At 66.7% G+C, this 25,892-nt stretch carries 24 protein-coding genes; 19 read left to right on the top strand and 5 right to left on the bottom strand.

From position 1 onward, the window contains the following. Window positions 1-12: 12 nt before the first annotated feature. The gene (locus G341_RS0108395; protein ID WP_018178676.1) at window positions 13-876 is read right to left on the bottom strand and encodes an MlaE family ABC transporter permease; all 864 of its coding nucleotides are present in this window, start codon (window positions 874-876) and stop codon (window positions 13-15) included. A gap of 3 nt (window positions 877-879) precedes the next feature. Further along, complete coding sequence (locus G341_RS0108400; protein WP_245556940.1) at window positions 880-1,755, bottom strand: MlaE family ABC transporter permease; 876 nt, start codon at window positions 1,753-1,755, stop codon at window positions 880-882. Window positions 1,756-1,964: 209 nt separating this feature from the next. Between G341_RS0108400 and G341_RS0108405 the strand changes: the two genes are divergently transcribed. From G341_RS0108405 to G341_RS23020, 17 genes are all read left to right on the top strand, one after another. Then, window positions 1,965-3,167, top strand: coding sequence for an oxygenase MpaB family protein (locus G341_RS0108405; RefSeq protein WP_026303416.1), 1,203 nt, complete (start codon window positions 1,965-1,967; stop codon window positions 3,165-3,167). A 9-nt stretch (window positions 3,168-3,176) separates the two neighbouring features. Next, window positions 3,177-3,797, top strand: a complete 621-nt coding sequence (locus G341_RS0108410; RefSeq protein ID WP_018178679.1) for a TetR/AcrR family transcriptional regulator — start codon at window positions 3,177-3,179, stop codon at window positions 3,795-3,797. 59 nt (window positions 3,798-3,856) lie between these two features. Continuing rightward, complete coding sequence (locus G341_RS0108415; RefSeq protein ID WP_018178680.1) at window positions 3,857-4,636, top strand: enoyl-CoA hydratase/isomerase family protein; 780 nt, start codon at window positions 3,857-3,859, stop codon at window positions 4,634-4,636. 10 nt (window positions 4,637-4,646) lie between these two features. After that, on the top strand, window positions 4,647-5,825 hold the full coding sequence (locus G341_RS0108420) for an acyl-CoA dehydrogenase family protein (protein ID WP_018178681.1): 1,179 nt from the start codon (window positions 4,647-4,649) through the stop codon (window positions 5,823-5,825). A 190-nt stretch (window positions 5,826-6,015) separates the two neighbouring features. Next, complete coding sequence (locus G341_RS0108425) at window positions 6,016-7,218, top strand: acyl-CoA dehydrogenase family protein (RefSeq protein WP_018178682.1); 1,203 nt, start codon at window positions 6,016-6,018, stop codon at window positions 7,216-7,218. Beyond that, the gene (locus tag G341_RS0108430; protein ID WP_018178683.1) at window positions 7,215-8,351 is read left to right on the top strand and encodes an acyl-CoA dehydrogenase family protein; all 1,137 of its coding nucleotides are present in this window, start codon (window positions 7,215-7,217) and stop codon (window positions 8,349-8,351) included. Before G341_RS0108425 ends, G341_RS0108430 begins: the two co-directional genes overlap by 4 nt. Next, window positions 8,351-9,106 carry an SDR family NAD(P)-dependent oxidoreductase gene (locus G341_RS0108435; RefSeq protein WP_026303418.1) on the top strand — a complete coding sequence of 252 codons (756 nt, stop codon included), beginning with the start codon at window positions 8,351-8,353 and terminating at the stop codon, window positions 9,104-9,106. The genes G341_RS0108430 and G341_RS0108435 overlap by 1 nt, the downstream gene beginning before the upstream one ends. 18 nt (window positions 9,107-9,124) lie before the next feature. Further along, window positions 9,125-9,565, top strand: coding sequence for a hypothetical protein (locus tag G341_RS0108440; protein ID WP_155826850.1), 441 nt, complete (start codon window positions 9,125-9,127; stop codon window positions 9,563-9,565). 20 nt (window positions 9,566-9,585) lie between these two features. After that, window positions 9,586-9,984, top strand: a complete 399-nt coding sequence (locus G341_RS0108445; protein WP_018178686.1) for a MaoC family dehydratase — start codon at window positions 9,586-9,588, stop codon at window positions 9,982-9,984. Between the two features lie 88 nt (window positions 9,985-10,072). Next, window positions 10,073-11,227: an acyl-CoA dehydrogenase family protein gene (locus G341_RS0108450; RefSeq protein ID WP_026303420.1), complete on the top strand. Its 1,155-nt coding sequence runs from the start codon at window positions 10,073-10,075 to the stop codon at window positions 11,225-11,227. A gap of 40 nt (window positions 11,228-11,267) precedes the next feature. After that, entirely contained in the window at window positions 11,268-12,419 is a 1,152-nt protein-coding gene (locus G341_RS0108455) for an acyl-CoA dehydrogenase family protein (protein WP_018178688.1), read from the top strand. A gap of 155 nt (window positions 12,420-12,574) precedes the next feature. Next, window positions 12,575-13,786, top strand: a complete 1,212-nt coding sequence (locus tag G341_RS0108460) for an acetyl-CoA C-acetyltransferase (RefSeq protein ID WP_018178689.1) — start codon at window positions 12,575-12,577, stop codon at window positions 13,784-13,786. Between the two features lie 59 nt (window positions 13,787-13,845). After that, window positions 13,846-16,035 (top strand): 3-hydroxyacyl-CoA dehydrogenase NAD-binding domain-containing protein, encoded by a 2,190-nt coding sequence (locus G341_RS0108465; RefSeq protein ID WP_018178690.1) that lies wholly within the window; start codon window positions 13,846-13,848, stop codon window positions 16,033-16,035. 193 nt (window positions 16,036-16,228) lie between these two features. Next, window positions 16,229-17,341, top strand: coding sequence for a beta-ketoacyl-[acyl-carrier-protein] synthase family protein (locus G341_RS0108470; RefSeq protein ID WP_018178691.1), 1,113 nt, complete (start codon window positions 16,229-16,231; stop codon window positions 17,339-17,341). Next, complete coding sequence (locus G341_RS0108475; protein WP_018178692.1) at window positions 17,341-18,594, top strand: thiolase family protein; 1,254 nt, start codon at window positions 17,341-17,343, stop codon at window positions 18,592-18,594. The genes G341_RS0108470 and G341_RS0108475 overlap by 1 nt, the downstream gene beginning before the upstream one ends. Then, on the top strand, window positions 18,591-19,085 hold the full coding sequence (locus G341_RS0108480) for a Zn-ribbon domain-containing OB-fold protein (protein ID WP_018178693.1): 495 nt from the start codon (window positions 18,591-18,593) through the stop codon (window positions 19,083-19,085). The genes G341_RS0108475 and G341_RS0108480 overlap by 4 nt, the downstream gene beginning before the upstream one ends. Window positions 19,086-19,107: 22 nt before the next feature. Further along, window positions 19,108-20,247: a phosphotransferase family protein gene (locus tag G341_RS23020; protein WP_018178694.1), complete on the top strand. Its 1,140-nt coding sequence runs from the start codon at window positions 19,108-19,110 to the stop codon at window positions 20,245-20,247. 11 nt (window positions 20,248-20,258) lie between these two features. Here G341_RS23020 and G341_RS0108490 read toward each other — a convergent pair whose 3' ends face one another. After that, entirely contained in the window at window positions 20,259-20,882 is a 624-nt protein-coding gene (locus G341_RS0108490; protein ID WP_018178695.1) for a TetR/AcrR family transcriptional regulator, read from the bottom strand. A gap of 7 nt (window positions 20,883-20,889) precedes the next feature. Beyond that, window positions 20,890-22,614, bottom strand: a complete 1,725-nt coding sequence (locus tag G341_RS0108495) for a helix-turn-helix domain-containing protein (protein ID WP_018178696.1) — start codon at window positions 22,612-22,614, stop codon at window positions 20,890-20,892. 130 nt (window positions 22,615-22,744) lie between these two features. Here G341_RS0108495 and G341_RS0108500 point away from each other — a divergent pair, with 130 nt between their 5' ends. After that, window positions 22,745-24,355, top strand: coding sequence for a class I adenylate-forming enzyme family protein (locus G341_RS0108500; RefSeq protein WP_018178697.1), 1,611 nt, complete (start codon window positions 22,745-22,747; stop codon window positions 24,353-24,355). On the opposite strand, the gene G341_RS0108505 is transcribed toward G341_RS0108500, so the two are convergent. After that, window positions 24,340-25,134, bottom strand: coding sequence for an enoyl-CoA hydratase/isomerase family protein (locus tag G341_RS0108505; RefSeq protein WP_018178698.1), 795 nt, complete (start codon window positions 25,132-25,134; stop codon window positions 24,340-24,342). The genes G341_RS0108500 and G341_RS0108505 overlap by 16 nt on opposite strands. Window positions 25,135-25,289: 155 nt before the next feature. Between G341_RS0108505 and G341_RS21495 the strand changes: the two genes are divergently transcribed. After that, window positions 25,290-25,886, top strand: coding sequence for a TetR/AcrR family transcriptional regulator (locus tag G341_RS21495; RefSeq protein ID WP_018178699.1), 597 nt, complete (start codon window positions 25,290-25,292; stop codon window positions 25,884-25,886). Window positions 25,887-25,892: the final 6 nt, after the last annotated feature.

The following is a 25,892-nucleotide window of genomic DNA, read 5'->3' on the forward strand; positions in this document are numbered from 1 at the left end:
CGTCAGCACCCCCTAGCCGGTGAAAACCATCGTCGGGCTCAGGCCCCAGACCGAGATCGAGAGAACGAAGTTCATGACGACGATCGCGACGAGGCTGGCACGAATCGCCCGCCCGGAGGCGATGCCCACCCCGGCGGGGCCGCCAGAGGCGAAATAGCCGTAGTAGCAGTGGATCAGCGTGACCATGGTGCAGAAGACCACCGCCTTGACGACGGAGAAACCGACTTCGGAGACGCTGATGAACTGCGCGAAGTAGTGGTCGTAGGTGCCGCCGGATTCGCCGTGGAAGGTCTTGATGATGACCGCGCCGGTGATGAAGCTGATCACCAGGCCGAGCAGGTAACTCGGGATGACGCAGATCATTCCGCCGATCACCCGGGTGCCCACGACGAACGGGATGGCGCGCATACCGAGGGCCTCGGTCGCGTCGATCTCCTCGGAGATGCGCATCGAGCCGATCTCGGCGGTCATGCGGCAGCCGGCCTGGGCGGCGAAGCCGATGCCGGTGAGGATCGGCGCGATCTCGCGGATGTTCGCGAACGAGCCGACGATGCCGGTCAGGGAGCCGAACCCGAGCAGGTTCAACGCGTCATAGGCCTCGATCGCGATAGCGGCTCCGACCGCGACACCGAGCACCGCGAGCAGGCTCACCACTCCGCCGTCGACGATGATCTTGCCGCTGCCCCAGGCCATCGAGTTCATCGTCCTGTACGTCTCTTTGCGGTACTGACGAACCGTGATCGGCAGGGTGACAAGCGATTTGAAGACGAACAGGGTGACCTGGCCGAACTGGCTGACGGCGTCGACGATCCCGTTGCCGGCCTTCGCGAGTCGGTTGCTGATCGTGGGGAAGGGGCGGTAGGTCGATGCAGTCACGGTCTACCCCAACTGTCCCTGGAAAAACATGGACTGGAACTGGCTCATCACCAGGTTGGTGATGAAGATGGCGACCACGCTGAGCACCACCGACGCGTTCACCGCGTCGGCCACCCCACGCGGCCCGCCCTTGGCCTCCAGGCCCCGCAGACTCGCGATCAGGACCACGAGGCCGGCGAAGATGACCGATTTGCTGATGGCGAACCAGATGTCGGTCGGGGTGGCGAAGGCGCCGAAGGACTGCCAATAACTGCCCGGCACAACGTCATTGACCGAGGTGGCGATGAACAGGCCGGCAAACACTCCGGCCGCGATGATCACGATGCACAGCAGCGGGGCGATCACGATCATCGCCAGGAACCGCGGCATCACCAGTCGTTCCAGCGGATCGATGCCCATCACCCGCATCGCATCGATCTCTTCACGGACGTTCCGCGAACCCAGGTCCGAGGCCACCGCGGAGGCGGCCGCGCCGCTCATCAACAGCCCGGCCGCCATCGGCGCGCCCTGGGACACGACGCCGAGGCCCGACGCCGCGCCGGCGAGGGAACTTGCACCGACCTGGTTCATCAGGCCGCCCACCTGGACCGCGACCTCGGCGCCGAGCGGCACCGCCATCAGCAGCGCGGGCAGCGCGGTCACCTTCAGCAGCAGCCACATCTGGCTGATCACCTCGTCCATCGGCATCCGCAGCCGGACGATGTCGATGAAGAGGTACCGGACGACCGAGACGGCGAGCAGGGTGGATCGGCCGATGGTCGCCGCCGCTTCGCGCGGCGTGTCGGTCACGTAGTTCGCGCACCGATCGACGAGCCGCAGGGCGGCCGGAGGCCTGCGTTGGGACAAGAAATCCCGGCTGGGCATCGTCTCTGACGTCATGCGGTGCGCTCTCCACGGGGTGTGATCGGACATCGGACGGGCTGTCGCTCATGCGTCGATTCGGGGAATGAAACGAACGTAAACAGCGAATACTGGCGACAAATGACTCAATTTCGAACAGTTCGAACCGGTGGGTAGACACAGGTGAGTGTTATGGTGTTACGTAGCCGTATCAACGTAACAACAGCTCGTCGAACATTGGAGATGGCATGACAGTGATGGTGAATCCGGTCAGCTCGAAGGTCCCACTTCCGCGTGGCGCGGAGCGCACGGCGGTGCTGGACGAACTCAAGGACATCGTGACGAGAGACGACTTCCGCGAGTTGCTGGCGGTCGCGCGATCGGCCGTGGCCGATCCGGACCACGGCTTCTTCGGGCCGGACTCGGTGATGTGGAAGCTGGCCAAGCCATTGCCGACGGTTCCATTGATGCTCTGGTACGCGGGCATGCTCGAGGTTTTCGAACCGCGGATCACCGCGGGCTTCTCGACGGCGCGGATGCCGGAAGGAGGAACGCCGACCGCGATGATTCGCCAGGAAACCGACCCCATCCCGCGGTTCGCACGCAGTTACGAGGCGTTTATGGACTGGTTCGTCGGCGACGACGAGACCGCGACCCGAACGGCGCAGCGAATCTTCGGTTACCACAGCCGGATCGTCACCCGGATGCCCGAAGACGTCGGCGGATCCAGGTACACGGCGGGAACGGCATTCTCGGCCCTGGAGCCGCATCTGCTGGTGTTCACGGTGCTGACCCAGATGGTGCCGCTGCGGCAGATCTACGAACGCTACTGCGGCCCACTAACCTTCAGCGAATCGTTGCAGTTCCACCAGGAGGCGCTGCGCTTCGGAGCGATGTTGGGGGTCGATCCGGAACTGATGCCGACGAGCTGGGACGAGATGCAGCGATGGCTTGACGACTTCTATCGGGATCCGGACAACGTGTGGGTCGATGAGGAGTTTCTGGAGGCGATATTGGCGATCTTCGGGTCCCGATTCGTGGCGGTCACCGTCATGCACTGGAACTCGCACACGTTCCCGCCGGCGCTCGCTGAGCGTGTTCGGGCACTGCCGCAGATGAAGAAGTATCGACATGTGGCACGTGCGGTCGATCCGATCATGAAGGTGCTGTTTCGGCTGCTGCCGGACGCGATCATGGTCAGTCCCCGGTGGCGAGACGCCATGGACCGGGTCGGCCGCAAGGGCTGGACGCGGTCGTCGCGCATCGCGGCTCGGCTGATCCCGCAGCCGTTCGGAACCGGTCGGCGAAATTTCTCGGATATCTCTGAGTCGGCGTCGCCCCGGATGAAGGCGACCATGGCGGCGGATCGATTCCTGGACGAGTCGGACCAACTTCTCGAGGGCGCGGCGGCGGCCGGCTGCCCGATGTCGCCATCGATTCGGAAGAGATAGGCTCGACGGATGGCGGACTCGGCGCACGCGCGAAAGCTCTTGTCGCTGTTGAGTGCCCAGGATGCCGATGATCCCGAGCGCGATCGGATCCTCGCGATAGCGCGCGAGGAGATCCTCGCGTACGGATATGAGCGATTCGGCACCGACCGGCTTGCGCGAGAGGCGAAGGTATCGCGCCAGACGGTATACCGCCGATGCGGCCGCAAGGTCGACATCTTCGATGCGCTGGTGCGCGCCGAGTTCCGGGACACCGCTTCGCAATGGCTGCCGGCCTTTGATATCGCGGACCCCGCGGAGCGATTCGTACAGGCGTGGGTCGCGGCGATCGCGACCTTGCACGGCAGCGAGCTCCTGCGGAGCCTCATACAACACGACCCCGGGTTCGTCTCGCAGATGTGGGCCTCGCTCGACAGCTCGACCGTCGACCTGGTGCGCGGCGTGTGGGCGTCGACCATCCCGACCCCAGACGGCCTGGTGATCAGCGAGGTGATGGTGCGCATCGTCGTCTCGCTGTATACCGAACCGACGCCGCTGATTCCGTTGGACGACCGCGATCAGATCGAGTCCTTCGTGAGGCGCTATATTGCGCCCGTGCTCGAATTCTCCTTGGCGGCTGCGGCCCTCCACTAGTTCGGTGGGTCCCACATTGCGACATCGATGACGCGGTGCCGGTCACTAGCGTCAGCGTCATGGCGGAACCCGAGGGCACGGTCAGCTTGTCCCGACGCGGCCCGATTGCGATCGTCACAATCGATCGACCCACGGCGCATAACGCGATGACCGCGGCCATGTTCCGTCGGCTGCGCCACTGCGTCGCCGAACTGAATACCGATCCCGATGTCCGCGTGGTCGTGTTGACCGGCGCCGGCGATCGCGCGTTCTGCACGGGCGGCGACCTGCTGGAACTGTTGCCGCGGATGGTCGCGGGGGAGCGGGATCTGCTGTTCCCCGATCCGTCGCAGCGGTTCTTCTCCGATGTTCAGGTCCCGATCGTCGCGGCGGTGAACGGGATGTGCTTGGCCGGTGGACTGGAAATGCTGCTGGGCACCGACATTCGGGTTGCGGCGCAGTCGGCGACCTTCGGGCTGCCCGAGGTGCGATGGGGACTGATCCCCGGCGGCGGATCCCATGTTCGGCTGCCGCAACAAGTTGCCTGGCCGTCGGCGATGTACCTGCTGCTCACCGGGGAGTCGGTCGGCGCGGACGCCGCCCTCCGGATGGGCTTGATCACCGAGATATGTCCGGACAGCCAGGTACTGGACCGCGCGATCGAGATCGCCGGCGCGATCGCCAGGTGCGGCCCGGTCGCGGTACGCACCGCCAAGGAGATCGCGGTCACCGCCCTCGACCAAGGCCCCGGGTTCCGGTTGGAGATGACATTGAACGACCGCGTGCTGGACAGCGGCGATGCCCGAGAGGGGCTGCGGGCCTTCCTCGAGAAGCGGCCGCCCGAATACGAAAACCGTTGAAAGGGAATCCATGACGACCGACCTACCGTCCACGGTGCCCGTCGAGAGCCGCGAGCTCGTCTCATCGATCTTCGAGGCGGTCGACGGCGTGGCGAAGAAGTTCCCGCGCACGCTCTTCCTCGAACGTGCACGGGCCGGCGGTCACGCGCGTGAGTTGTGGGACGCGCTGGTCGAGGCCGGGCTACTGGCCGTCGGCATTCCCGAGTCGAATGGCGGTGCGGGCGGCGGTCTGGTCGCGACGACTGCGGTGATGGAAGCGCTTGCGCGGGTGGGCACTCCTCCGCTGCTGTATTCATTGACGACGTTCTCGCGGGAATCGATCCGCCGTTACGGCTCGGCCGAGCAGGTGGCCGCTCATGTGGTGCCGACGATGACCGGAGAACGAAAGTTCTGCTTCGGCGTAACCGAACCCGATGCGGGCACCAATTCGTTCGCCATCCGCACGTCGGCCCGTCGCGACGGCGACTGCTATCGGATCTCCGGTCAGAAGGTGTTCATCTCGGGAGCTGACGAGGCCGACCACATCCTGCTGCTCGCCCGCGTGGCGCCTTCCGGTGAGCGCCTCACCCGGACATCGGGTTTCGGGCTGTTCGTCGTCGACCTCTCGTTGCCCGGAGTTGCGCTGCGGAAGCTCGATATCGAATGGCACGCGCCGGAGAACCAGTACGAGGTGTTCTTCGACGACGTCGAGGTTCCTGCCGATGCATTGGTCGGCGAACACGGTCGCGGATTCGACTACCTGCTGTCGTCGTTGAATTCGGAGCGGGTCGTGATCGCGGCGTGGGCGCTCGGGCTCGGACACTACGCGCTGCAGAAGGCCGTCGACTACGCGAAAGTACGTGCCCCCTTTGGCAAACCGATCGGTGCCAACCAGGCGGTCCAGCATCCGCTCGCGCTGGCGGCGGCCGAGATGGAGGCCGCGCGGACGATGATGTACGCGGCCGCGGCCGCGTTCGATGCCGGAGTGGACGCTGGGGCGCAGGCGAATATGGCCAAACTACTCGGTTCCCGGGCCGCGCTGGCCGCGGTGGATGCCGCGATCCAGACACACGGCGGCAGTGCCTTCGTCTACGAAACCGATGTCGTGAATCTGTGGCCGATGATCCGGGTGCTGCAGATCGCTCCCATCAACAACGAATCGGTCTTGAGCTACCTGGCGGAACGAGAACTCGGCCTGCCGCGCTCGTGATCGGGCGTCTGCCGACGAGGTGTCTCTTTGCTGGCGGTGGCATTCGTGGTTGCCGCCGGGCGTCATCCAAGTCGTTCTGTCTTGCTACATCCGCCGCCACCGGTCCACCGGCACCGTGGAGGTGACCACGACGACGAGTCGGCGGCGCCGCGATGCTCCGGCGACGTTCGACCGGCGAAAGCGAACTGCGATGACCGATGATCATGCCGACACGGTGGCCGTGACCGACCTGCCGTCCTATGTCGCCGAGTTCCTGGCGGCAAATGATCCCGCGCAGATGTCCGTGACCGAGTTCCTCGGCGCGCGGTTCGATGCCGGGCTGGCGTGGGTGCACAACCCTGTCGGATCGGGCGGCCTGGGCCTCGACGCTGCGGCCCAGGCTGTCGTCGACGGCGCCCTTGCGGCCGCGGGCGCGCCCGGAAGCGCGAACGCGCGCAACGTGATCGGTCTCGGAATGGCGGCGCCGACGATCAGCCTGCACGGCACCGAGCAGCAGCGTCGGCAGTGGCTGCGGCCCTGCTGGGCCAGCGAGGAGATCTGGTGTCAGCTGTTCAGCGAGCCGGGCGCGGGATCCGATCTCGCGTCGCTCGCCACGCGGGCGGTGCCCGATGGCACGGACTGGATCGTCAACGGACAGAAGGTGTGGACATCGCTCGCACACGAGGCGCGCTGGGCACTGCTGATCGCCCGCACCGACCCGACCGTACCGAAACACAAAGGGCTGACCTACTTTGTCTGCGACATGACGGCCCCCGGCATCGAGGTGCGACCGCTACGGCAGATCACGGGTGAGGCCGAATTCAACGAGGTCTTCCTCGACAACGTCCGGGTGCCGGACAGCCATCGTCTGGGCGATGTCGGCGCCGGCTGGAAGGTCACCCAGTCGACCCTGATGAACGAGCGCGTCGCCATCGGAGCGGCGCGGGCGCCGCGCGAGAGCGGTGCCATCGGCGCCCTCGCCGCCCTCTGGCGGTCACCGGAGGCGCACCGGACTATTGGCACGTTCGACCAGCTCCTTCGATTGTGGGTCGAGGCCGAGACGATGCGGTTGACGACGGAACGGCTGCGGCAGCAGGCGGTTCGGGGAACGCCGGGGCCCGAAGGCTCGGGCGCCAAGCTGGCGTTCGCCAGCCTGGCGCAGCGGGCGTCGAGTCTGGAGCTGGACGTCCTCGGGGGTGCCGGCATGCGCTACGACGACTGGTCGTTCCGGCGGCCCGACCTCGAGTCAGAGGGCGAGAGACCGTCGGGCTACCGATACCTGCGGACGAAGGCCAACTCCATCGAAGGCGGCACCTCGGAGATCATGCGGAACATCATCGCGGAACGAATTCTCGGTCTCCCCAGCGAGACCCGCGCGGACGTCACCACGCCGTGGAACGAGCTCGCCCGATGACCGCACCAGGCGGCGCCGCCGCCGATCTGCTGTATTCGGTGGACGAGGAGTTGTTGCGGGAGTCGGTTCGGGACGTCCTGTACAAGCAGTGCGAATGGCGTTCGGTGCTGGAACGTACGGAGTCTGCTCAACCAGTGGACGGCCAGCTGTGGAAGACCCTGGCCAGCGTGTTGGGTGTCTGCGGGCTACCCGTCAGCGAGTCGGCCGGTGGTGCCGCTGCGAGCTGGCGGGAATCGGCCGTGGTGCTGGAGGAACTGGGCCGCGCCGTGGCGCCGGTCCCATATCTTGGAAGCGCGGTCATGGCAACGGTATTCGCCGACGAAGTGGATGCGCAGAAAGTGCTCGCCGCGCTCGCCGCGGGGGAGACGCGCGCCGCGTTGGTCGTCTCGGGCGATCGCCCGTGGTTCGCGTCCGGACCCGGCGGTGTGACCATCGACGGCGACACCGCCAGCGGTCATGTGCGTACGGTCGTCGATGCGATCGGCGCGGATCGGCTGTTGATTCCGGTCGGCGACCAGGCGTACGAGATCGATGCGGCCGACCCAGGGGTGCAGATCACGCCTGCGGTGTCTCTCGACTCGACCAGGCCGGTCGCGGATATCGCCTTCGACGGCGCGCTAGCGGTCCCGATCGGCCGCCCCGGATCTGCCCCGGGAGCGACCGAGGCCGCCGTGCTAGCGGCGACCGCGCTGCTCGCGTCGGAGCAGGTGGGCATCGCCGAGCACTGTATGACCGTCGCGGTCGACTATCTCCAGGTGCGGCGCCAGTTCGGCCGGGTCCTGGGCTCGTACCAGGCGCTCAAGCACCGGCTCGCCGACCTGTGGGTTCAGGTCAATCAGGCCCGGGCGGCGGCGCGGTATGCCGCCGACTGTCTGGCCCGCGGCGACGCCGACCTGGATGTGGCTGCGGCCGTGGCGCATTCGTGGTGCTCGGAGGTGGCGGTCCGTGCTGCCGAGGACTGCCTGCAGCTGCATGGCGGGATCGGCTTCACCTGGGAGCAGCCGGTGCACCTGTACCTGAAGCGAGCCAAGAGCTCGTTGCTGATGTTCGGCAGTTCGGACGTGCACCGTGCGCATCTCGCCGAGCTCGTCGATCTCCCGTATCCGAACCTGATGAATGCCAAGGAGCAATGATGACCGATCTGAGCGGCCGTGTCGCCGTGATCACCGGCGGCGGTAGCGGTATCGGCCTCGGTATGGCGGAGGGGCTGGCAGCGGCCGGTGCCGACGTGGCGCTATGGGCGCGGAACCAGGACCGATGCGCGGCGGCGGCCGAGCAGCTGCGCTCGTTCGGTCTCCGGGCCGAAGCATTCACGTGCGACATCAGCGACGAGGACGCGGTCCGCGAGGCGACCGCCGACACGCTCGATCGCCTCGGCCGGATCGACATTCTCATGGCCAACTCCGGGGTCGCGGACGCACGGCCGTACGTCGACACTTCGCTCGATGATTGGCACCGCGTGATGAAGGTGAACCTGGACGGCACCTTTCTCACCACCAGAGAGGTCGGCAGGCACATGATCGAGCGCGGCACGGGCGGGTCCATCGTCCTTGTCTCGTCGCTGATCAGCCGCTACGGAAGCATTGGATTTGCGGCATATGGAACCAGTAAGACCGGACTCGTCGGCCTCGGGAGATCGCTCGCGGTCGAATGGGCCCGGTACGGCATCCGCTGCAACGTGCTCATACCCGGCTGGGTCGAGACACCGATGACCGATGCGGCCGGCTACGACGACCGGTTCAAGGAGCTGATCACCCGGCGCACACCGGTCCGCCGATGGGGCACGCCGGAGGAATTCCGTGACGTCGCAGCATTTCTCGGCGATCCGCAGCTGACCTTCCACACCGGCAACGAGGTCGTGGTGGACGGCGGCTACGCGGTGTTGTGAAACAACAAGGGAAAGCAAATGATCACAGTTGACATGTTGAAGAAACTCGAGGGCACTCGCCTGCCCGGCGGCAGTATCGAGATTGCGCCGCACGAGGACTCCATCCTGCAGCGGGCGCTGCACGCGTCCGACGCCGGTGATACCGCCCATCCCATGTGGTTCATCATCATCTCGTTGCGCTGCATGGGAATCGACGTCGACGAACTCGGCGAGATGGCGGGGCAGTCGGTTAAGGACACTCTGCTGTTCGGCAATTGCGAAGTGCTCCAAAACAGCCCGCTCCGCGTCGGTGGTCGCTACTGGACGGACGCAGAGCTGACCGTGGTCGGGTCACGGACGGCCCGCGACGGGTCCCGATTGGACAGCTTGGAGGTACGCGTGCGAATCAGCGATGTCGATACCGCGGCGGTGATGGGCCAGGTCACGAGTACCTATCTGTACAAGCGGGGGGAGTCATGACATCGACCCCGGGCGCTGGCGTGACCGTCGGCACACAGCTTCCGACGCGGCGGATCAACGAAGTCAGCGCGGAGCACATTCGGCAGATCGCCCTCGTGCTGCGCGACCCCAACCCGATTCATTTCGATCTCGACGCGGTGCACACGGCCGGGCTGGGGGATCGCGAGGTGAATCAGGGCGGCGCGACGATGGCATACGTCATGGATCTCCTGACCGAATGGGCAGGCTCCCGCGCCGCGCTGAAGCGAATCTCCTGTTCGTTTCGCGCGAATGTGTTCGCCGGGGACGAGGTGCTGGTCGGTGGCGCGGTGTCGGCGATCGCCGAGGAGGATGGCGCCCGACTGGTCGAGTGCGAGGTATGGGCCGAATCCGGAGGGCGACGGGTGATCACCGGGACGGCCACTGTCGCATTGGGCTGACGGTCGCCCGATTCAGCGCAACGATTGACATCACTGCGTTCACGTTTGAGAGGACCTGTTCATGTTCGACACCACGGGCGTCCCGGCGCTGCCGTTGGAGATGACCGACGAAGAACGAGATCTGCGCCGCATCGTCGCCGCCATCGTCGGCGAGTTCGGCCACGACTACTACCGCGAATGCTCCGCATCGGGAACGCCGATGCAGGCCCTGTGGAACAAGCTGGGCGAGAACGGTTATCTGGGAATGAACATCCCGGAGGAGTACGGCGGAGCCGGGCGTGGCGTCACCGAGCTGGCCGTGGTGCTCGAGGAGATGTCTGCCGGCGGCTGCCCCGAACTGGCGATGGTGCTGTCGCAGGGAATCGCCGGGTCGATCCTCCCAAAGCACGGCACCGAGGACCAGAAGCGCCGGTATCTCCCCGGAATCGCCAGCGGCGCTGAGAAATTCGTGTTCGCACTGACCGAACCCAATGCGGGATCGAACTCGCACAACATCTCGACGACCGCGACGCACGACGGTGACTCCTGGGTGGTCCGGGGCCAGAAGTACTTCATCTCGGGCGTCGATCATGCCGACCACCTGCTTCTCGTAGCGCGCACGGGGACAGACGAACTCACCGGCCGCGGGCAGCTGACGCTGATGATCGTCGATCCGAATGCGTCCGGGCTCGATCGTCAGCTCATCCCCACCGCCCTGCAGGCGCCCGAACGGCAGTTCACGCTGTTCTTCGACGATGTCCGGGTTCCGGTCGAGAACGTCATCGGTGAGGTCGGGCACGGGTTGCGGCCGCTGTTCGACGGGCTGAATCCGGAACGCCTGCTCAGCGCCGTCATCTGTACCGGTGTCGGGCGCTACGCGCTGGACAAGGCGATCGACTACACCACGAGCCGGGTCGTGTTCGACGGGCCGATCGCCGGTTACCAGAGCGTGCAGCATCCACTCGCCGAGGCGTCGGTGATGCTCGAGGCGGCCCGCGGAATGGTCTGGCGCGCGGCGGCCACCTACGACTACGGGAAGTCGGCGGGCGAGCAGTCCAATATGGCCAAGTTGATGGCGTCACGGGCCGGATTCCTCGCGCTGGACACGGCGATTCAGGTGCATGGCGGCAACGGGCTGGCGTTGGAGTACGGCCTCGCCGACCTGTGGGGCATCATCCGCCTGCAGCAGATCGCGCCGGTCTCAACGCAGATGGTGCTCAATCACATTGCGCAGCATCACCTCGGGCTGCCCCGCTCGTACTGAGCGACATCTGTCCGGGGACCTCGTGAACGAAAGGAATGACATGTCAGCGTCATTGGTCACCGATGAGCAGGCCGCCTTCGCGGCCGCCGTACGCGAGTTCTGCGAGCGGGAAGCGGGCACCCGGGAACAGCTGGTGGCACTCGGCGACGAGCGGCTGCGCGGCCACAACCAGGGCCTGTATCAGAAGCTCGCCGATCTGGGCTATCTCGGAGTCTCGCTGCCGGAGGAGTTCGGCGGTGGCGGCGCCGGCACCACTGAGGCCTGCATTCTCGTCGAGGAGGTCAATCGCGGGCTGCTGCCAGTGGCCGCGCTCGGCGTCAGCCTCATCGTCGCGGGACCCTACGAACGATTCGGAACCCCGGAGCAGAAGAAGGAGATCCTCGGCGGCATCGCGGCGGGCCGGCCGGAGGCGATCGCGATGAGCGAGCCGTCCGCCGGTTCGGATGTCGGCGCCCTGACGACCAGGGCGGAGCGGATCGGCGACGACTTCGTGATCAACGGCCAGAAGCTGTGGACGACGGCGGCGCATGTCGCCGACCACCTGCTGGTGGTGGTGCGTACCGATCCGAACGCCGGCTCGAAACACAATGGGCTCAGCATGATCAGTGTCCCGACGGACACTCCGGGGCTGACCATCCGGCCGATCGAGACGATGGGCGGGTCGGAGGTCAACGAGGTCTTCTTCGCCGATGTGCGGGTGCCTGCGGACCGCCTGCTGGGCACCGAGGGCAACGGCTGGCGACAGCTGATGGCCGGGCTCAACCATGAACGCCTGTTGGTGGCCGCGCAGGGTCTCGGTCGTGCGGAACGGGCACTCGCCGATGTCATGGCGTACGTCAAGGAACGCCGGCAGTTCGGACAGCCGATCGGGAATTTTCAGTCGGTACGACACCGGCTGGCCGACCTCGCCACCGAGACCGAGGCCCTGCGCTACTTCGTCTACGGCATCGCGGCGCGCGTCGACGCGGACCCGACCGTGCTGCTTCCGCGCGAGGCCTCGATGGCGAAGCTGAAGGCGTCGGAGCTGGCGAAGGAGACCGTGCTGGCGGCGCTGCAGTTCATGGGCGGCGCCGGCTACGCGGTCGAGTACGGCGTCGAGGCACAGGTGCGCGGCGCGCTGGCACTCACCATCGCCGGCGGTGCGTCCGAGGTGCAGCGGGACATCATCTCCGGCACTTACGGCCTGTCGTAGAGCTCACCCGCGCATTCGCGGATCACCTTGTTGCGCAAAATCTTTGGCAATCGTTTCTGACGTTTCCGGTGGCCGATCTGACCGAAGATGAGACATATTCCAGCCCCGGCAGATCAATAGCGTGAAGACACTCTCTCAGCAGAAAGTGGATTCTCGTGACTTCTGATGCGTTCATCTACGACGCGATTCGCACGCCCCGCGGCAGGGGCAAGGCGAGCGGATCGCTGCATACCGTCAAGCCCATCTCGTTGATGACGGGGCTGCTCGACGACATGCGCGATCGCCAGTCCGCGCTCGACTGGAACCGGATCGACGATCTGGTGCTCGGCGTTGTGGGCCCGGTCGGGGAACAGGGCGGCAACCTGGCGAAGACCGCCGCCGTCGCGGCCGGTCTGCCGGACACCGTCGCCGGTATGCAGCTCAACAGGTACTGCGCCTCCGGTCTGGAGGCGGTGAACATCGCCGCGCAGAAGGTCCGGTCGGGGTGGGAGTCGCTGGTGCTGGCCGGCGGCGTGGAGTCGATGTCGCGGGTTCCGATGGGTAGCGACGGCGGTCCTGTCTTCGCGGATCCCGAGACGATGTACGACAGCTACACCTCGCCGCAGGGCGTCGGCGCCGATCTCATCGCCACCATGGAAGGCTTTTCGCGGGAGGACGTCGACGCGTACGCGGCCCGCTCCCAGCAGCGCGCGGCCGCGGCCTGGAAAGACGGGCTGTTCGCGCGCTCGGTGATCCCGGTCAAGGATCGCAACGGTGTGGTGGTCCTCGATCACGACGAGCACATCCGGGCTGACACCACCGTGGAGAGCCTGGGGAAGCTCCCGCCGTCGTTCGTCGCCGCCGGAAAGGCAGGTTTCGACGATGTGGCCCTGCAGAAGTATCACTGGGTCGAGCGCATCGATCATGTTCATACCGCAGGCAATTCGTCGGGAATCGTCGATGGTGCGGCGTTGGTGGTGCTCGGCTCGGAGGCGATCGGCAGCGAACTCGGGCTGACCCCGCGCGGACGGATCGTCGCCACCGCGGTCACCGGAGCCGACCCGACGATCATGCTGACCGGCCCGGCGCCGGCCACCCGGAAACTGCTCGACATCGCGAGGCTCGGTGTCGACGACATCGACCTGTTCGAGCTCAACGAGGCATTCGCGTCGGTGGTCATGAAGTACCAGAAGGAGCTGCAGATCCCCGACGACAAGATCAACGTCAACGGCGGAGCGATCGCGATGGGCCACCCGCTGGGCGCGACCGGCGCGATGTTGGTCAGCACCGTCCTCGATGAGCTCGACCGGCGTTCGGAGCGTCGCGCGGTGGTCACGCTGTGCGTCGGCGGCGGCATGGGAATCGCCACGCTGATCGAGCGCGTGTAGCGACCGCTTCTGAACCACCATCGACCCGATTCCAGACCACCACAGGGAGATTGAGCATAATGACGACGAACGACGTCGACACATATATTCGCTGGGAGACCGACGGCGACGTCGCCATCCTGACCATGGACGCGCCGGGACGGTCGGCGAACACCATGACCGATGAGTTCACCGCATCGCTCGCTGATGTCGTCGACCGGCTGGAGAGCGAGCGAGAGAAGCTGTCCGGCGTCATCATCACGTCTGCCAAGAAGACCTTCTTCGCCGGCGGCGACATCTTCGAGATGATGCGGCTCGCCCCCGAGGACGCTGCGCGCCTAGAGGCATCCGGCATCGCGATCAAAAGCCTGCTGCGCCGACTGGAGAAACTCGGAATCCCGGTCGTCGCGGCAATTAACGGCGCTGCCTTGGGCGGCGGCCTCGAGCTGGCGCTGGCGTGTCATCGGCGGATCGCCGCGAACGCGTCCGGAACGGTGATCGGGCTACCGGAGGTGACGCTCGGTCTGTTGCCCGGTGGCGGCGGCATCGTTCGTTCGGTGCGTCTCCTCGGCGTGGTCGCAGCGCTCGAGTCGGTGCTGCTGGCCGGTCAGCGTCACGGTCCCGAAGCGGCACTCGAACTCGGGTTGATCGACGAAGTCGTCGCCCCCGACCAGCTGATCGGTGCCGCCAAGGCCTGGATCGCGAGCGGGCCCGAGCCGGCCCAGCCCTGGGACCGCAAGGGATTTCGAGTGCCGGGCGGAACGATCAACGACCCCGCCGTCGCCGCGATGGCCGGCCCGCTCACCGCCCGGCTGCGGGCGCGAACTGGTGGTTCCCCGGCGCCCGCCGCGGCCGCGATCCTCGCGACCGCGGTCGAAACCTCGCATCTCGACATCGAGTCGGCGGGCGTCGTCGAGTCGCGCTACTTCGCTCAGCTGGCGACCGGGCAGGTCGCCAAGAACATGATGAACTTCTTCGCCGACACTCAGAAGGTGCGGTCGGGTGCGTCGCGGCCGGACGGCTTCGACCGATTCGTGGTGAAGCGCCTGGGCGTGGTCGGCGCCGGCATGATGGGCGCCGGGCTGGCGTATGAGGGCGCGCGCCGCGGTATCGACGTCGTCCTGTCGGATGTGTCGACCGAGGCCGCGGCGAAGGGCAAAGGGTACGCGGTCAAGCTGGTCGAGAAGTCGATCGCCAAGGGCGCCCTGACGCAGGACGCCGCCGACGAGCTGCTCGCCCGGATCGTGCCGACCGACACGCTCAGCGACTTCGCGGGTTGCGACGCGGTGGTCGAGGCGGTCTTCGAGGATCCGGCGCTCAAGCAGGACATCCTGCGAGAGGCCGTGAAGCATGCGGGGACGGACGCGCTGCTCGCGTCGAACACGTCGTCGCTGCCGATCGGCTCCCTCGCGACCGCTCTGGACCGCCCCGAGGGCCTGTGCGGGATGCACTTCTTCTCACCCGTCGACCGAATGCCGCTCGTCGAGATCATTCGAGGCGTGGACACCGCAGACGAGACAATTGCTCGCGCAGTCGATCTCGGCATCCAGCTGGGAAAGAATCCGGTCGTGGTCAACGACGGTCGCGGCTTCTACACCAGCCGAGTGATCACGTCGTATATCGACGAGACTCTGGCGATGGTCGGCGAAGGCTGCCGGGCGGCATCGGTCGAACGCGCCGCGTTGAAGGCCGGCTACCCGGTGTCGCCGCTGAAGCTCATCGACGAGACCACGTTGACATTGCCCCGCAAGGTGCGCCGGGAGAAGAAGGCGGCTTTCGAGGCGGCAGGCACGCCGTGGGTCGTCCATCCTGCCGAGCCGGTGATGGATCGGATGATCGATGAGTTCGAGAGGCCGGGCCGATCGAGCGGCGCCGGCTTCTATGACTACGTGGACGGCCGTCGGACCGGTCTGTGGCCGGGCCTCGCCGAGCACTTCGGCGCCGACGCCGACGTGCCGTTCGAGGACATGGTGGAACGCCTGCTGTTCTCCGAGGCGCTCGAGACGGCGCGCTGTTTCGACGAAGGAATTCTGTCGTCGACCGCGGAGCCGAATGTCGCCTCGGTGCTGGGCATCGGCTTTCCCGCCTGGACCGGCGGTGCGGTCCAGTACATCAAGGGCTATCCGGGTTCGGTAGGCGGCTTCGTCGAGCGCGCCCGCGAGCTGGCGGCCCGCTACGGCGACCGCTTCACCCCACCGGAATCGATTGTCGTGGTTGCTGATCAGAACAAGTCGTTGGATTGGGACAACGACGCGGGGCGTTGGGCCTGATCGGCCCGGCGCTGCGGTATGAGGCCGGCCGTCACGTGGATCATGTGACGGCCGGCCTCGGCGTCGCTTCGTCTCCTCGCCCGGGGTCCGTCGGCATGACGCAGTGGCAACCGGACGGCCGCCTGCCAGGGCCGTGCTGGACTGTTCCGTTCCGGGACATCCGAGCCGGATCGTCGCGCCGTAATTTCGGGCCATGGCAATTCCTCAGCAGGTGCCGCCGGCGCATGTCGTGGGTGCGGCGACGACCGAGTTCGTTTCCGAGCACGACGCGATGCTGGACGAGCTGGTGTTCGACGCGGTCTATCACGCGCTGCGCGAATGCGGACTTCGCAAGGCCGACATCGGTATCTCCGTGCTCGCGTCTCTCGACGCCTACGACGGCCGGTCGATCTCCAGCGGCCTGACGACGTCGGCGAGCGGCGGCTACCTGGTCGATTCGTTCCGGGTCGAGGCCGACATGGGCGCGGCGATCATCGCTGCGGCGCAGGCGATCTCCTCAGGCGACATGGAGGTTGCCGTGGCCGTCGGCGTGCACAACCCGGAGAACCGCGCGGGCAACCGTCGGGAATTCCTGGAAGCGGTCAGCAACCTGGGCTTCGACCCGCACTTCGCTCGCCCGGTGGGGATGACCGCGGAAGCCAGTTTCGGGCTCCATGCGAGCCGCGAGATCGCCGACGGCAGAACCACGGTGGACGAGCTGGCGGCGCTGTCGGCCGACTCGATATGCCGCGGCGCGTCCGGCGTGCGGGCGATGCGAGCCGACCGGGTCGATGCCGCCGACGTGCTGGCGTCGCTGCCGATTCATCGGCCGCTGCGGGAACTGATGCTGCCGGCGCACTCGGCGGGCGCCGTCGCGCTGGTGCTGGCGTCGCCGGCTCGGGCCGGCCGCTGCATCGGCCGAGATGTGCGGCTGCGCGGATTCGCCTCGGCCACCGGGGGATACACCTGGGACGGCGACTGGCTGCAGGACCCGGCCGGGCCGACGCGTCGGGCTGCGGAACTCGCGTACGCGCAGGCCGGTGTCGCCGACCCGGCGGCTGAAGTGTCGGTGGCGGAGTACTCCGCCGCGACCGCGGCCCTGGACGCTCCGGTGCGGGCCGGCCTGTCGGTCGACGGTGCGGCGACGGTCAACGCGAGCGGTGGGTTGCTCAGCAACTATCCGGGAATCGCCAACGGGGGACTGCGATTGATCGAGGTCATGGACCGACTCGACGAGCCCGGTCGGCTCGGCGTCGCGCATTCTGTCGACACCGTCACGGGGCTGGTGTCGCAGGATGCGTCGGTGCTGGTAGCGGAGGCAGTGTGATGACGACGATGACGCCCCGGACGACGGCTCCGGCCCGGTATCGGGCGGCGGTGATCGGAGTGGGCATCACGCCGGCCACCTCGGCCCGCCAACAGACCCGGTCGACCGTCGAGTTGTGCGGCGATGCCACCCGCAGCGCGTTGCGGCACGGCGGTATACGGCCCGATGACATCGACGCGGTAGTCACCGGCAGTATCGACGGTTTCGAGGGCACGGCGCTTGCCGGCAAGTACGTCACCCGGCTGCTGGGGATCGGCGATCGCGTGCCGCTGGTGACCGTCAACACCGGCGGCACCACGGGCGGAAACCTGCTGCAGGTGGCAACGCGCATGGTGCGCAGCGGAACTCATCGACGCGTGCTGTGCCTCGGTGGCCCGACCTTCTTCGGCGCACGCGATCTGCAGGCCGCGATCAACACCAACTCGCCGATGATCATCGAGCAGCCGTTGGGCATGGGCGCGTATCACATGGGTGCGTTCGCGGCGACCGCGTACGCGCGCCGCTTCGGCGTCACTCGGCGTGATTTCGCCGCGGTCGCGGTGGCGGATCATCGCAAGGCGTTCCGTAACCCCAATGCGCACTTGCGGTATGAAATGACCGAGGACCAGGTACTGGCGGGCCGCGAGCTGTCCTCGCCGTTGACGCAGCCGATGGTGTGTCCGGTGTCGACGTCGGCGGCCGCGATGATCGTCGGCCGCGCCGACGATGACGCGGATACGCGGGTTAGACCCGCACTGATCAAGGCGATCGGCATGTCGTCGGACCCGTATCTCGGTGGCGGCAAAGGCGATTTCGCCGAGCTGCAGAATCTCGCGACGCTCGCGCGTCGAGTGTATGCCTTGGCCGATATCCGGAACCCGATCGAGGAATTCGATGTTGCCGAGGTGTTCGCGCCCTACGTGCATATGCAGCCAATGCAGCTCGAGGCGCTCGGACTGGCCCCGCCCGGCGGCGGGATAGACCTGATCAGGTCTGGCGCCACCGATCGTGACGGCCGCATGCCGGTGAATCCGTCCGGGGGGCCGAAATGCACCAATGGCGGCATCGCCGGTGAACTCGCCCCATTCGCCTACGCGGCACTGCAGGTGATGGGCGACGCGCCGACAGAGATCCAGGTGCCGCACGTCCGGCGGGCACTGGCACAAGGCACCGGTGGAACCTTCTTCCAGTTCGAGAACCTGGCCATCTTCGAGGCCCTGAATTTCGAGGCCGCTGCCTCCGATGCCGTCGACCAGAAACGAGGAGACCGATGACGACGCTTCCCACCGAGCGGGTCCGCGACGGAAGCGAGCCGGCCCCGCCCGTCACCGAGACCGTGCATTGGGATCTCACCTATGACATCCACCTCGGTGCGACGTGGGGCCGATTCATGGCGGGCCTGATCGATCAGAAGATCCTGGCCACCTCGTGTGCCGTCTGCGGCCGGGTTTCCGTTCCACCCCAGGCGTACTGCGAATCCTGTTTCGAGCCGACCGACGACTGGATCGAACTCCCCACGGAAGGGGTCGTCGAGGCGTATACCGTCGCGCAACTCGGATTCACCGGTGGGCCGAAGCCGCCGTATGCGATCGCCGGCATCCGGCTGGACGGCGCGTCCACGCTTCTCATGCACTGGCTGTCGGGGATCGATCTGTCCGCCGCGGAGTCGACCAGCGACCTGGTAAGCCGTCGAGTCCGCGCCGTGTGGGCACCGAACCGCACCGGACACATTCTGGACATCGCTCACTTCGTGCCGGTCGACTGATCGAATCTCCTGGAGAACCGCTGTGGACGCATCGACCGAATCGTTGAATCAGATCAAGCCCGATCTGAAATGGATTGTGACCGCCGGGTTTCGGGCCGGGACGTATGCCGCGCGGGATCGGCTACTGGTGCACCGCGTGACCGATCCTGCGGTCGTGCCGCCCCGGCCGGAGTCGATCACCCGCGAATGGCTCTGCGGAGCCCTCGGCCAGAAGGTCCGGGACTTCGAATACCTGCCGGTGAGCTCCGGGACCAGCGAACGCGGTCGACTGCTGCTCGACTACGCGCAGGGCAGTAAAGGTCCGGCAACGGTTTTCGTCAAATCGGCGGCCACCTTCAAGACCCGATTGACGAACTCGCCGGTCGCGGAATTCGAGGCGACGTTCTATCGAGACCTGCGCCCCGATCTCGGTGATGCCGAGGTGCCGCAGGGGATCTATTCGGCTACCGACCCGGTCACCTGGCGGGCGATCCACCTCATCGAAGACCTTGCTCGGGACAATCCGCAGATCGTCTTTCCTGATGTCTCAACGATTCTCACCAGGGTTCAGGCCGAGAACGCGGTGGTGCTGCTGGCGCGCCTGCACCGAACGTTCGCCGGCCGCATCGACGGCCGCGGGCTGCGGACCTACCGGCAGTGGTGGGAGTCCACGCTGTCGATCGCGAACGTCCGGGCCGCGATGAACCGCTTCGCGCAATCGGATCTGTGCCCGCCGTCGTTGTCGGCCGACGACCTGTGGCGAGCGGGGCTCGATTCGGTGGCGGTGCATCGGATGCTGCCGCCGACGCTGCTGCACGGCGACCCTCACCTGGCGAACTGGTATCTGATCGATGACCGGGCGGGACTGCTGGATTGGCAGTGTGTTTCGGCAGGACACTTCTCTCGGGACCTCGCCTATGCGATGACCACCCTGCTCACCATCGATCAACGTCACGAGTGGGAACATGACCTGCTGGCGTTGTACTTGCAGGAGAGTGGATTCGCGCTGCGCTTCGGAGAACTCGTCGACCACTACCGATCGCAGATCGTGGGCGCCCTGATGATGTGGGCGCCGACACTGTTCCCGCCGAAGGGATTTCCGGCGATGCAGCCGGAGGCGCTCGCACGCGAACTCACCGGCCGGATCGCGACGGCGATGGTCGATCTGGAGACCGTCGAATAGGCGATGTGCGGTTAACCGGGCCGGCTACCAGACGTCGGTGATTGCGCGAGAGCCACCAGTGCTGACGACAGCATGCGGTGGACGTCGGTTCGGTCGAGCTCGCCACGCTCGAGCCAGGCCGCAGTGGCCGAGGTGATGAGCGCCTGATAGCAACGGATGGACGCGCGATGAACCGGATCGTCGATGTCCATACCCACGATGTCGATCAACCGGTCTTCCCATTCGCGCATGCTGTCCGAAAGCAGGCCGGCGACCTCGGCGTCGCTGCTCGTGGACGCACGGAGCATGGCGATGAACGCCTCCTTGTTGCGTTCGATCACGACGAGCCAATTGTCGAAGAACGATTCGACGCGCTCGGCCGCCGTGGTGCCGCGGATGTACCCGATCTCGTTGGGCACGGTGGCGAATCGGCTCAGCGCGGCGATGAAGAGCTCGCGCTTGGAGGAGAAGTGGTACAGGACGTTCGTGCGGGTCGTCCCGGCTGCCTTCGCGACGTCGGCCGTCGACACCTGTTCGTAGGGGCGGTCGGCGAATAGTCGTCGCGCCGCGTCGACGATCTGTTCGCGACGGTCGTCGGCATCGAGCCGAGTCCGCGTCTGGACGGGTTTGCGGCGCCCGGCCGCGGCCTTAGTCATTGCTCATTCATGCCGTTGCTGTATCGAAATCGATTCCCAGAGCGCTCATTTTACGGTAGAGCGTCGACCGGGCGATGCCGAGTGCGTCGGCCGCCTTGCGCTTGTTGCCGCGAGCGTCGCGCAGGGCCTGCAGCAGCGCGGCGGCCTCCACCCGGTCCAGTCCCACCAGTCGTTTGCGGCTCGCGCCGATCACGGCACCGGTCGGCAGGTCGCGCAGCCCGATATAGCTCGCGGTGGTGCTCTGCAGCACGCCGAAGACCAACTGCTGCAGGGACGTCAGATTGCGCGGGTAGTCGCCGCGCGACAGCGCCTGCAGCGCGTCGGTCATCCACTGCACCCCGTCGCGCTCCGGGTGGGCGGAGACATAGCGACGGGTCAATTCGCGCACGATCGCGGCGAGGTCCTCGAACCGATCGCGCAGTGGCGGCACGACGACGGTCGCCGGGAACAATCCGAGTATCTCGTCGGCTCCGGGCCCGCGGTGGGGCGCCACCCTCGATGTCGCGATCACCCGGGTTCGCTGCATCGCGTCGCCGAGCAGGGTGGCAAGAGCAGGCGCGATCGCCGGCGGCACCAGATCGGCGTGGGCGAGTACGAGAGTCGCTGGCACGGCATCGATATGGTCTTGAACCCGCGTCAGCCAGTCGGACAGCCCGCCCGGATGGGCGTCGGCGGCATCGACGACGGGTGCGGTGCCGCCCAGACAGGTCGCGATCGTGGTCTTGCCGACCCCGGGCTCGCCGACGAGCAGCATCGACGACCCCGACAGGTCGGCGACGTTGTCGCAGAGATCCCGCCAGGCCGCGCCGGCGCCAATCAGGCCCGACAGCGGCTCGGCCCGTTGCACGCCGGTGCGCGTCACTCGACGTAGTCGCAAGATCATCCCGACCACGCTGGTGCCATCGAACACCGGAACGAATCGCACCTGCATCGTCCGGCCCCGGCCGACCTCGATCCGGGATTCCGTTTCGCGTTGCGCCGCAGTGAGCTCACGGGCGCGGTCCCAGAGCACCAGCTGTTCCTCGATGCCGACGAGCCGCGCCGCGGCGGCGTTGGTGACGATCGTCTGACCGCTGATCGCCACGACCGCGTGCCGGCTGTCACGGTTCTCGCGCAGGTAGCGTTCCATCAGCATCCGTTCGGGTCGCGCGGCGGCATCCGCCAGTTCGCGTTCGAGCTCGCGGACGAGCTCGGTGATCCAGGACAGTGCCATGGGGTTGCCGTCGATCGCATCGGTGAGCAGGTGCAGGCTGCCGACGACCCGACGCGTCTGCGGGTGGCGGATCGCGGTGCCGGCCGACGCGAGCGGCTGCATGCACGTCGCGAAATGGTCTGCGCCGCAGGCATACATCGGTTGGCCGGTGACGAGCGTCGAGAAGCTCGAGGCCCCGGCGTCGGTCTCGGCCATCGACATCCCGACGCGGCAGCCGATCCGCTCGAGGAGTTCGCCGACGGCCGGTGAATCACCGCAGGAGTCGATGACGACTCCGTCGGAGTCGGTGAGCACCACGACGCCCCGAGTCCAGGCGATGTCGGCGGATCGCTCCGCCAGCAGCGCCGCCGCGATGTCGCGGAGCCTGGAGTTCCCGGCATCCGCCGCCCCGGGAGTCGGGCGGGCGACATCGGGCGACATCCGATCGTGGACGCAGCGCCGTCGAGCTTGCGCGATCAGTTGTTCCATCGCGCTCGTCTGGGTCGAGACGAGGTGCGGCTCGAGGGTCTGTTCAATCATCGGGGCCTCCTTGTGAGGCCATCGTGCGCCTTCTACTGACAGGGTGTCAAGAGGTTGCTGACAGGGTGTCGGAAGCGCTTGTCGCAAACCGCGACATTCGAAGCGCGCCGACCGGGTCCAGGCTGGCGACATGACCCAGGCTGGCGATATGACGCAGACCGGCGATATGGCACAGGCCGGTGCCGACGCGGTTGGTGGCGGAACGAGTCGAATGCCGGGGACGGCCACGGACTTCACCCTCGACCACGCCCTGCGCGTACTCGCCGCCGGTCGTCCCGACGCGCCCGCATGGTCCTGTCACCACGAGTCGGTGACCTACGGGGAGCTGCTCGACCGGTCCGAACAGGTGGCGGCGGGCCTGCGGGCCGCCGGGGTCCGGCCGGGAGACCGGGTCGTGCACATCTCCCGCAACCGCGGGGAGTGGTTCGAGATCCTGTTCGGGTGCGCGCGGGTCGGTGCGGTGCTCGCGTCGATCAACTGGCGGCTGCCCGCCTCCGACATCGCGGGGCTCATCGCCGACAGCGGAGCATCGGTGGCGTTCGTCGAGAACGACTTCGTCGCCGCGGCGGTCGACGTGGGGCTCCGAGTCGTGTTCGGGGACGAATACGCGCACTGGCGCGATGCCTGGTCGGGCGCGCATGGCGGGCCCGAATCATTCGTCCCGACAAGCGATATCGCGGTCATCCAGTTCTATACGTCGGGCACCACGGGCGCGCCGAAGGGCGTGGTGATCGAACACCGCAACCTCGGCTACCTGATGCGGGCGGGTCGATACTGGCGCCTCGAGGCAGGTTCGGTCACGGCTGCGGCGATGCCCTTCTTTCACATGGGTGGTTCGGCCTGGGGGCTGGTCGCGCTACTCACCGGCGGACATTGTGTGGTGGTCTCGGAGTTCGATCCGCCCGCGTTCCTCGACCTGCTCGGCGAATACTCGGTGACCAACATGCTGGTCGCGCCGACGATGCTGCAGATGCTGCTGTCGGTTCGGGACGTCGCCGACCGCGACTACGGCGCGATGCGCAGCATCGTCTACGGCTCGGCGCCGATCAGCCGGCCGCTGCTGCAGGCCGCCATCGACGTCTTCGATGCACCCCTGATTCAGATCTTCGGATTGACCGAGAGCTGCGGTGGCATAGTGCAATTGGATCCCGAGGATCATCACGGAGACCTCTTACGATCGGTCGGCCGACCGTATCCATGGGTCGAGCTCGAGGTTCATGGCCACGACGGCACGCGACTCGGGACGGGAGAGACCGGCGAGATCTGGGTTCGGTCTCCGCAATGCGCGGCGGGGTATTGGCGGATGCCGGACGAGACCACGCGGCTGCACACCCCGGACGGCTGGTTGCGCACCGGCGACGCGGGCCATCTCACCGCCGATGGCTATCTGTACATCACCGATCGGTTCAAGGACATGATCATCACGGGCGGTGAGAACGTCTATCCGGCCGATGTCGAGCGGGTTCTGGTCGAGCATTCCGCTGTCGCCGAGGTCGCGGTATTCGGTGTCGCACATGACAAATGGGGCGAGGAGGTGACCGCTGCCGTCGTTCTGAGGTCGGATGCCGACGTCGCCGGGCCGGAGATCCTCGAATGGTCGCGATCCCGGCTGGCCGGATTCATGCGCCCGCGCTCGGTTCACATCCTCGACGAGCTGCCGCGTAATCCGACCGGGAAAGTCCTCAAGCATGTTCTGCGACAGCATGATTGGTCGAAGACACCGGATCATCGTCCGGAGTAGTTCGGCTCCCGGTGTTCCAGGAATGCCGCGGTGGCCTCGACGCGGTCCGCGGTCGCCGAGGTGATCACCTGATTGCGGTTCTCGAACTCGATCGCTGCGCGCAGTGATCCGGCCTCGACTCCCTGCCACATCCCGACCTTGGTCAGCTCGACGGAAAACGGCGGATTCGCCATGATCTCGCGCGCCTTGTTCTCGCAGGCGCCGGCGAGATCGTCGACCACCGCCGACACCAGCCCGATGCGCTCGGCCTCGGCGGCATCGAAACGCCGTCCGGTGAGCATGAGTTCGTGCGCATGGCCCGCACCGACGATGCGCGGCAGCAACCACGACGAACCCAGGTCGCACGCGGAGTAGCCGGCACGGATGAACGCGACCGAGAAGATCGAGTCCGGCGACGCGATGCGAATGTCGGCGGCCAGTGCGAGCGCCAGGCCGGCGCCCACCGCGGGTCCGTGCACCGCCGCGATCACCGGCATGGGCAGCTCGTGCACCCGCATGATCAGCGCGGCGATCTCGCGCTGGCGGATCATGTCGCCGCGGGTGGTTCCGTAGCGCGCGCCGTAGTCATCGCCGTATCCGTTCAGATCCAGCCCGGCGCTGAAGGCGCGTCCGGCACCGGAGATCACGACCGCACGGATCTCGTCGGCGGACTCGGTATCCGTCAGCGCGTCGTTGAGCTCGGCGACGAGTTCACGGGTGAGGGTGTTGAGCTTGTGGGGCCGGTTGAGGGTGAGCGTTCGGAGACCAGGAATCGGGTCGGTGACGAGTATGGTGTTCACGCAAGTATCGCAGCAGCGCGACGCCGATCTGGTGTGTCGCAATCTCGTACTCCGGCACAGCGGGACTATTCGCATACAGCTGTGTATGTAAATGCTACTATCGCCGGGTGCCAGCCCAACGAACCCGCCGTACGCAGGCCGAACGCAGTGCCGAGATGCGTGCGCGGCTGCTCGACGCGACCGTCGATTGTCTGATCGAGTACGGCTACGGCGGTACCACCACGCCTCGGGTCGCCGAAAAGGCCGGTGTCACCCGGGGCGCCCAGGTGCATCACTTCGGATCCAAGGCCGACCTGGTCGTCGCGGCGGTTCAGCATCTGGCGGGCAAGCGTGTCGAGGAGGTGCTGCAGCGGATCGATGCGATCTCCGAATACGAGAGCGATCCCGTCGGCATGACCCTCGACTTTCTCTGGGAGATCCATCGCGGCCCGGTGCATGCCGCGAGTATCGAGCTGTGGACCGCGGGTCGCACCGACCGGGCACTGGCCGCGGAGATCGCGAAATTCGAAGAGTCGGTGACGAAGACGATCGTCGCCGCGGTCTCGGAGCGCATCCCCGAGCATGCCGACCGCAAGACCGCACGTGACTTCGTCTTCACCGCCATGGACACCATGCGTGGCATCTCCGTCGCCGGATTCGTCGACGACGACCCGGACCGGCTGGAGCGCAAATGGGGGCGGGCGCGAAAGTTCTTGTATGACGCGGGGGTTCACGCGCTGGAAGGACGACTCCAGGCAGGCGCCAGCGGATAGCGCCCG

It is taken from the genome of Jongsikchunia kroppenstedtii DSM 45133, assembly GCF_000380485.1.
GTDB lineage: Bacteria > Actinomycetota > Actinomycetes > Mycobacteriales > Mycobacteriaceae > Jongsikchunia > Jongsikchunia kroppenstedtii.

Coding starts and splice junctions, on each gene's coding strand:
- G341_RS0108400 (WP_245556940.1), bottom strand. CDS start 1,755: ATGACGTCAGAGACGATGCCCAGCCGGGATTTCTTGTCCCAACGCAGG.
- G341_RS0108405 (WP_026303416.1), top strand. CDS start 1,965: ATGACAGTGATGGTGAATCCGGTCAGCTCGAAGGTCCCACTTCCGCGT.
- G341_RS0108410 (WP_018178679.1), top strand. CDS start 3,177: ATGGCGGACTCGGCGCACGCGCGAAAGCTCTTGTCGCTGTTGAGTGCC.
- G341_RS0108415 (WP_018178680.1), top strand. CDS start 3,857: ATGGCGGAACCCGAGGGCACGGTCAGCTTGTCCCGACGCGGCCCGATT.
- G341_RS0108420 (WP_018178681.1), top strand. CDS start 4,647: ATGACGACCGACCTACCGTCCACGGTGCCCGTCGAGAGCCGCGAGCTC.
- G341_RS0108425 (WP_018178682.1), top strand. CDS start 6,016: ATGACCGATGATCATGCCGACACGGTGGCCGTGACCGACCTGCCGTCC.
- G341_RS0108430 (WP_018178683.1), top strand. CDS start 7,215: ATGACCGCACCAGGCGGCGCCGCCGCCGATCTGCTGTATTCGGTGGAC.
- G341_RS0108435 (WP_026303418.1), top strand. CDS start 8,351: ATGACCGATCTGAGCGGCCGTGTCGCCGTGATCACCGGCGGCGGTAGC.
- G341_RS0108440 (WP_155826850.1), top strand. CDS start 9,125: ATGATCACAGTTGACATGTTGAAGAAACTCGAGGGCACTCGCCTGCCC.
- G341_RS0108455 (WP_018178688.1), top strand. CDS start 11,268: ATGTCAGCGTCATTGGTCACCGATGAGCAGGCCGCCTTCGCGGCCGCC.
- G341_RS0108465 (WP_018178690.1), top strand. CDS start 13,846: ATGACGACGAACGACGTCGACACATATATTCGCTGGGAGACCGACGGC.
- G341_RS0108470 (WP_018178691.1), top strand. CDS start 16,229: ATGGCAATTCCTCAGCAGGTGCCGCCGGCGCATGTCGTGGGTGCGGCG.
- G341_RS0108475 (WP_018178692.1), top strand. CDS start 17,341: ATGACGACGATGACGCCCCGGACGACGGCTCCGGCCCGGTATCGGGCG.
- G341_RS0108480 (WP_018178693.1), top strand. CDS start 18,591: ATGACGACGCTTCCCACCGAGCGGGTCCGCGACGGAAGCGAGCCGGCC.
- G341_RS0108490 (WP_018178695.1), bottom strand. CDS start 20,882: ATGACTAAGGCCGCGGCCGGGCGCCGCAAACCCGTCCAGACGCGGACT.
- G341_RS0108495 (WP_018178696.1), bottom strand. CDS start 22,614: ATGATTGAACAGACCCTCGAGCCGCACCTCGTCTCGACCCAGACGAGC.
- G341_RS0108500 (WP_018178697.1), top strand. CDS start 22,745: ATGACCCAGGCTGGCGATATGACGCAGACCGGCGATATGGCACAGGCC.
- G341_RS21495 (WP_018178699.1), top strand. CDS start 25,290: ATGCGTGCGCGGCTGCTCGACGCGACCGTCGATTGTCTGATCGAGTAC.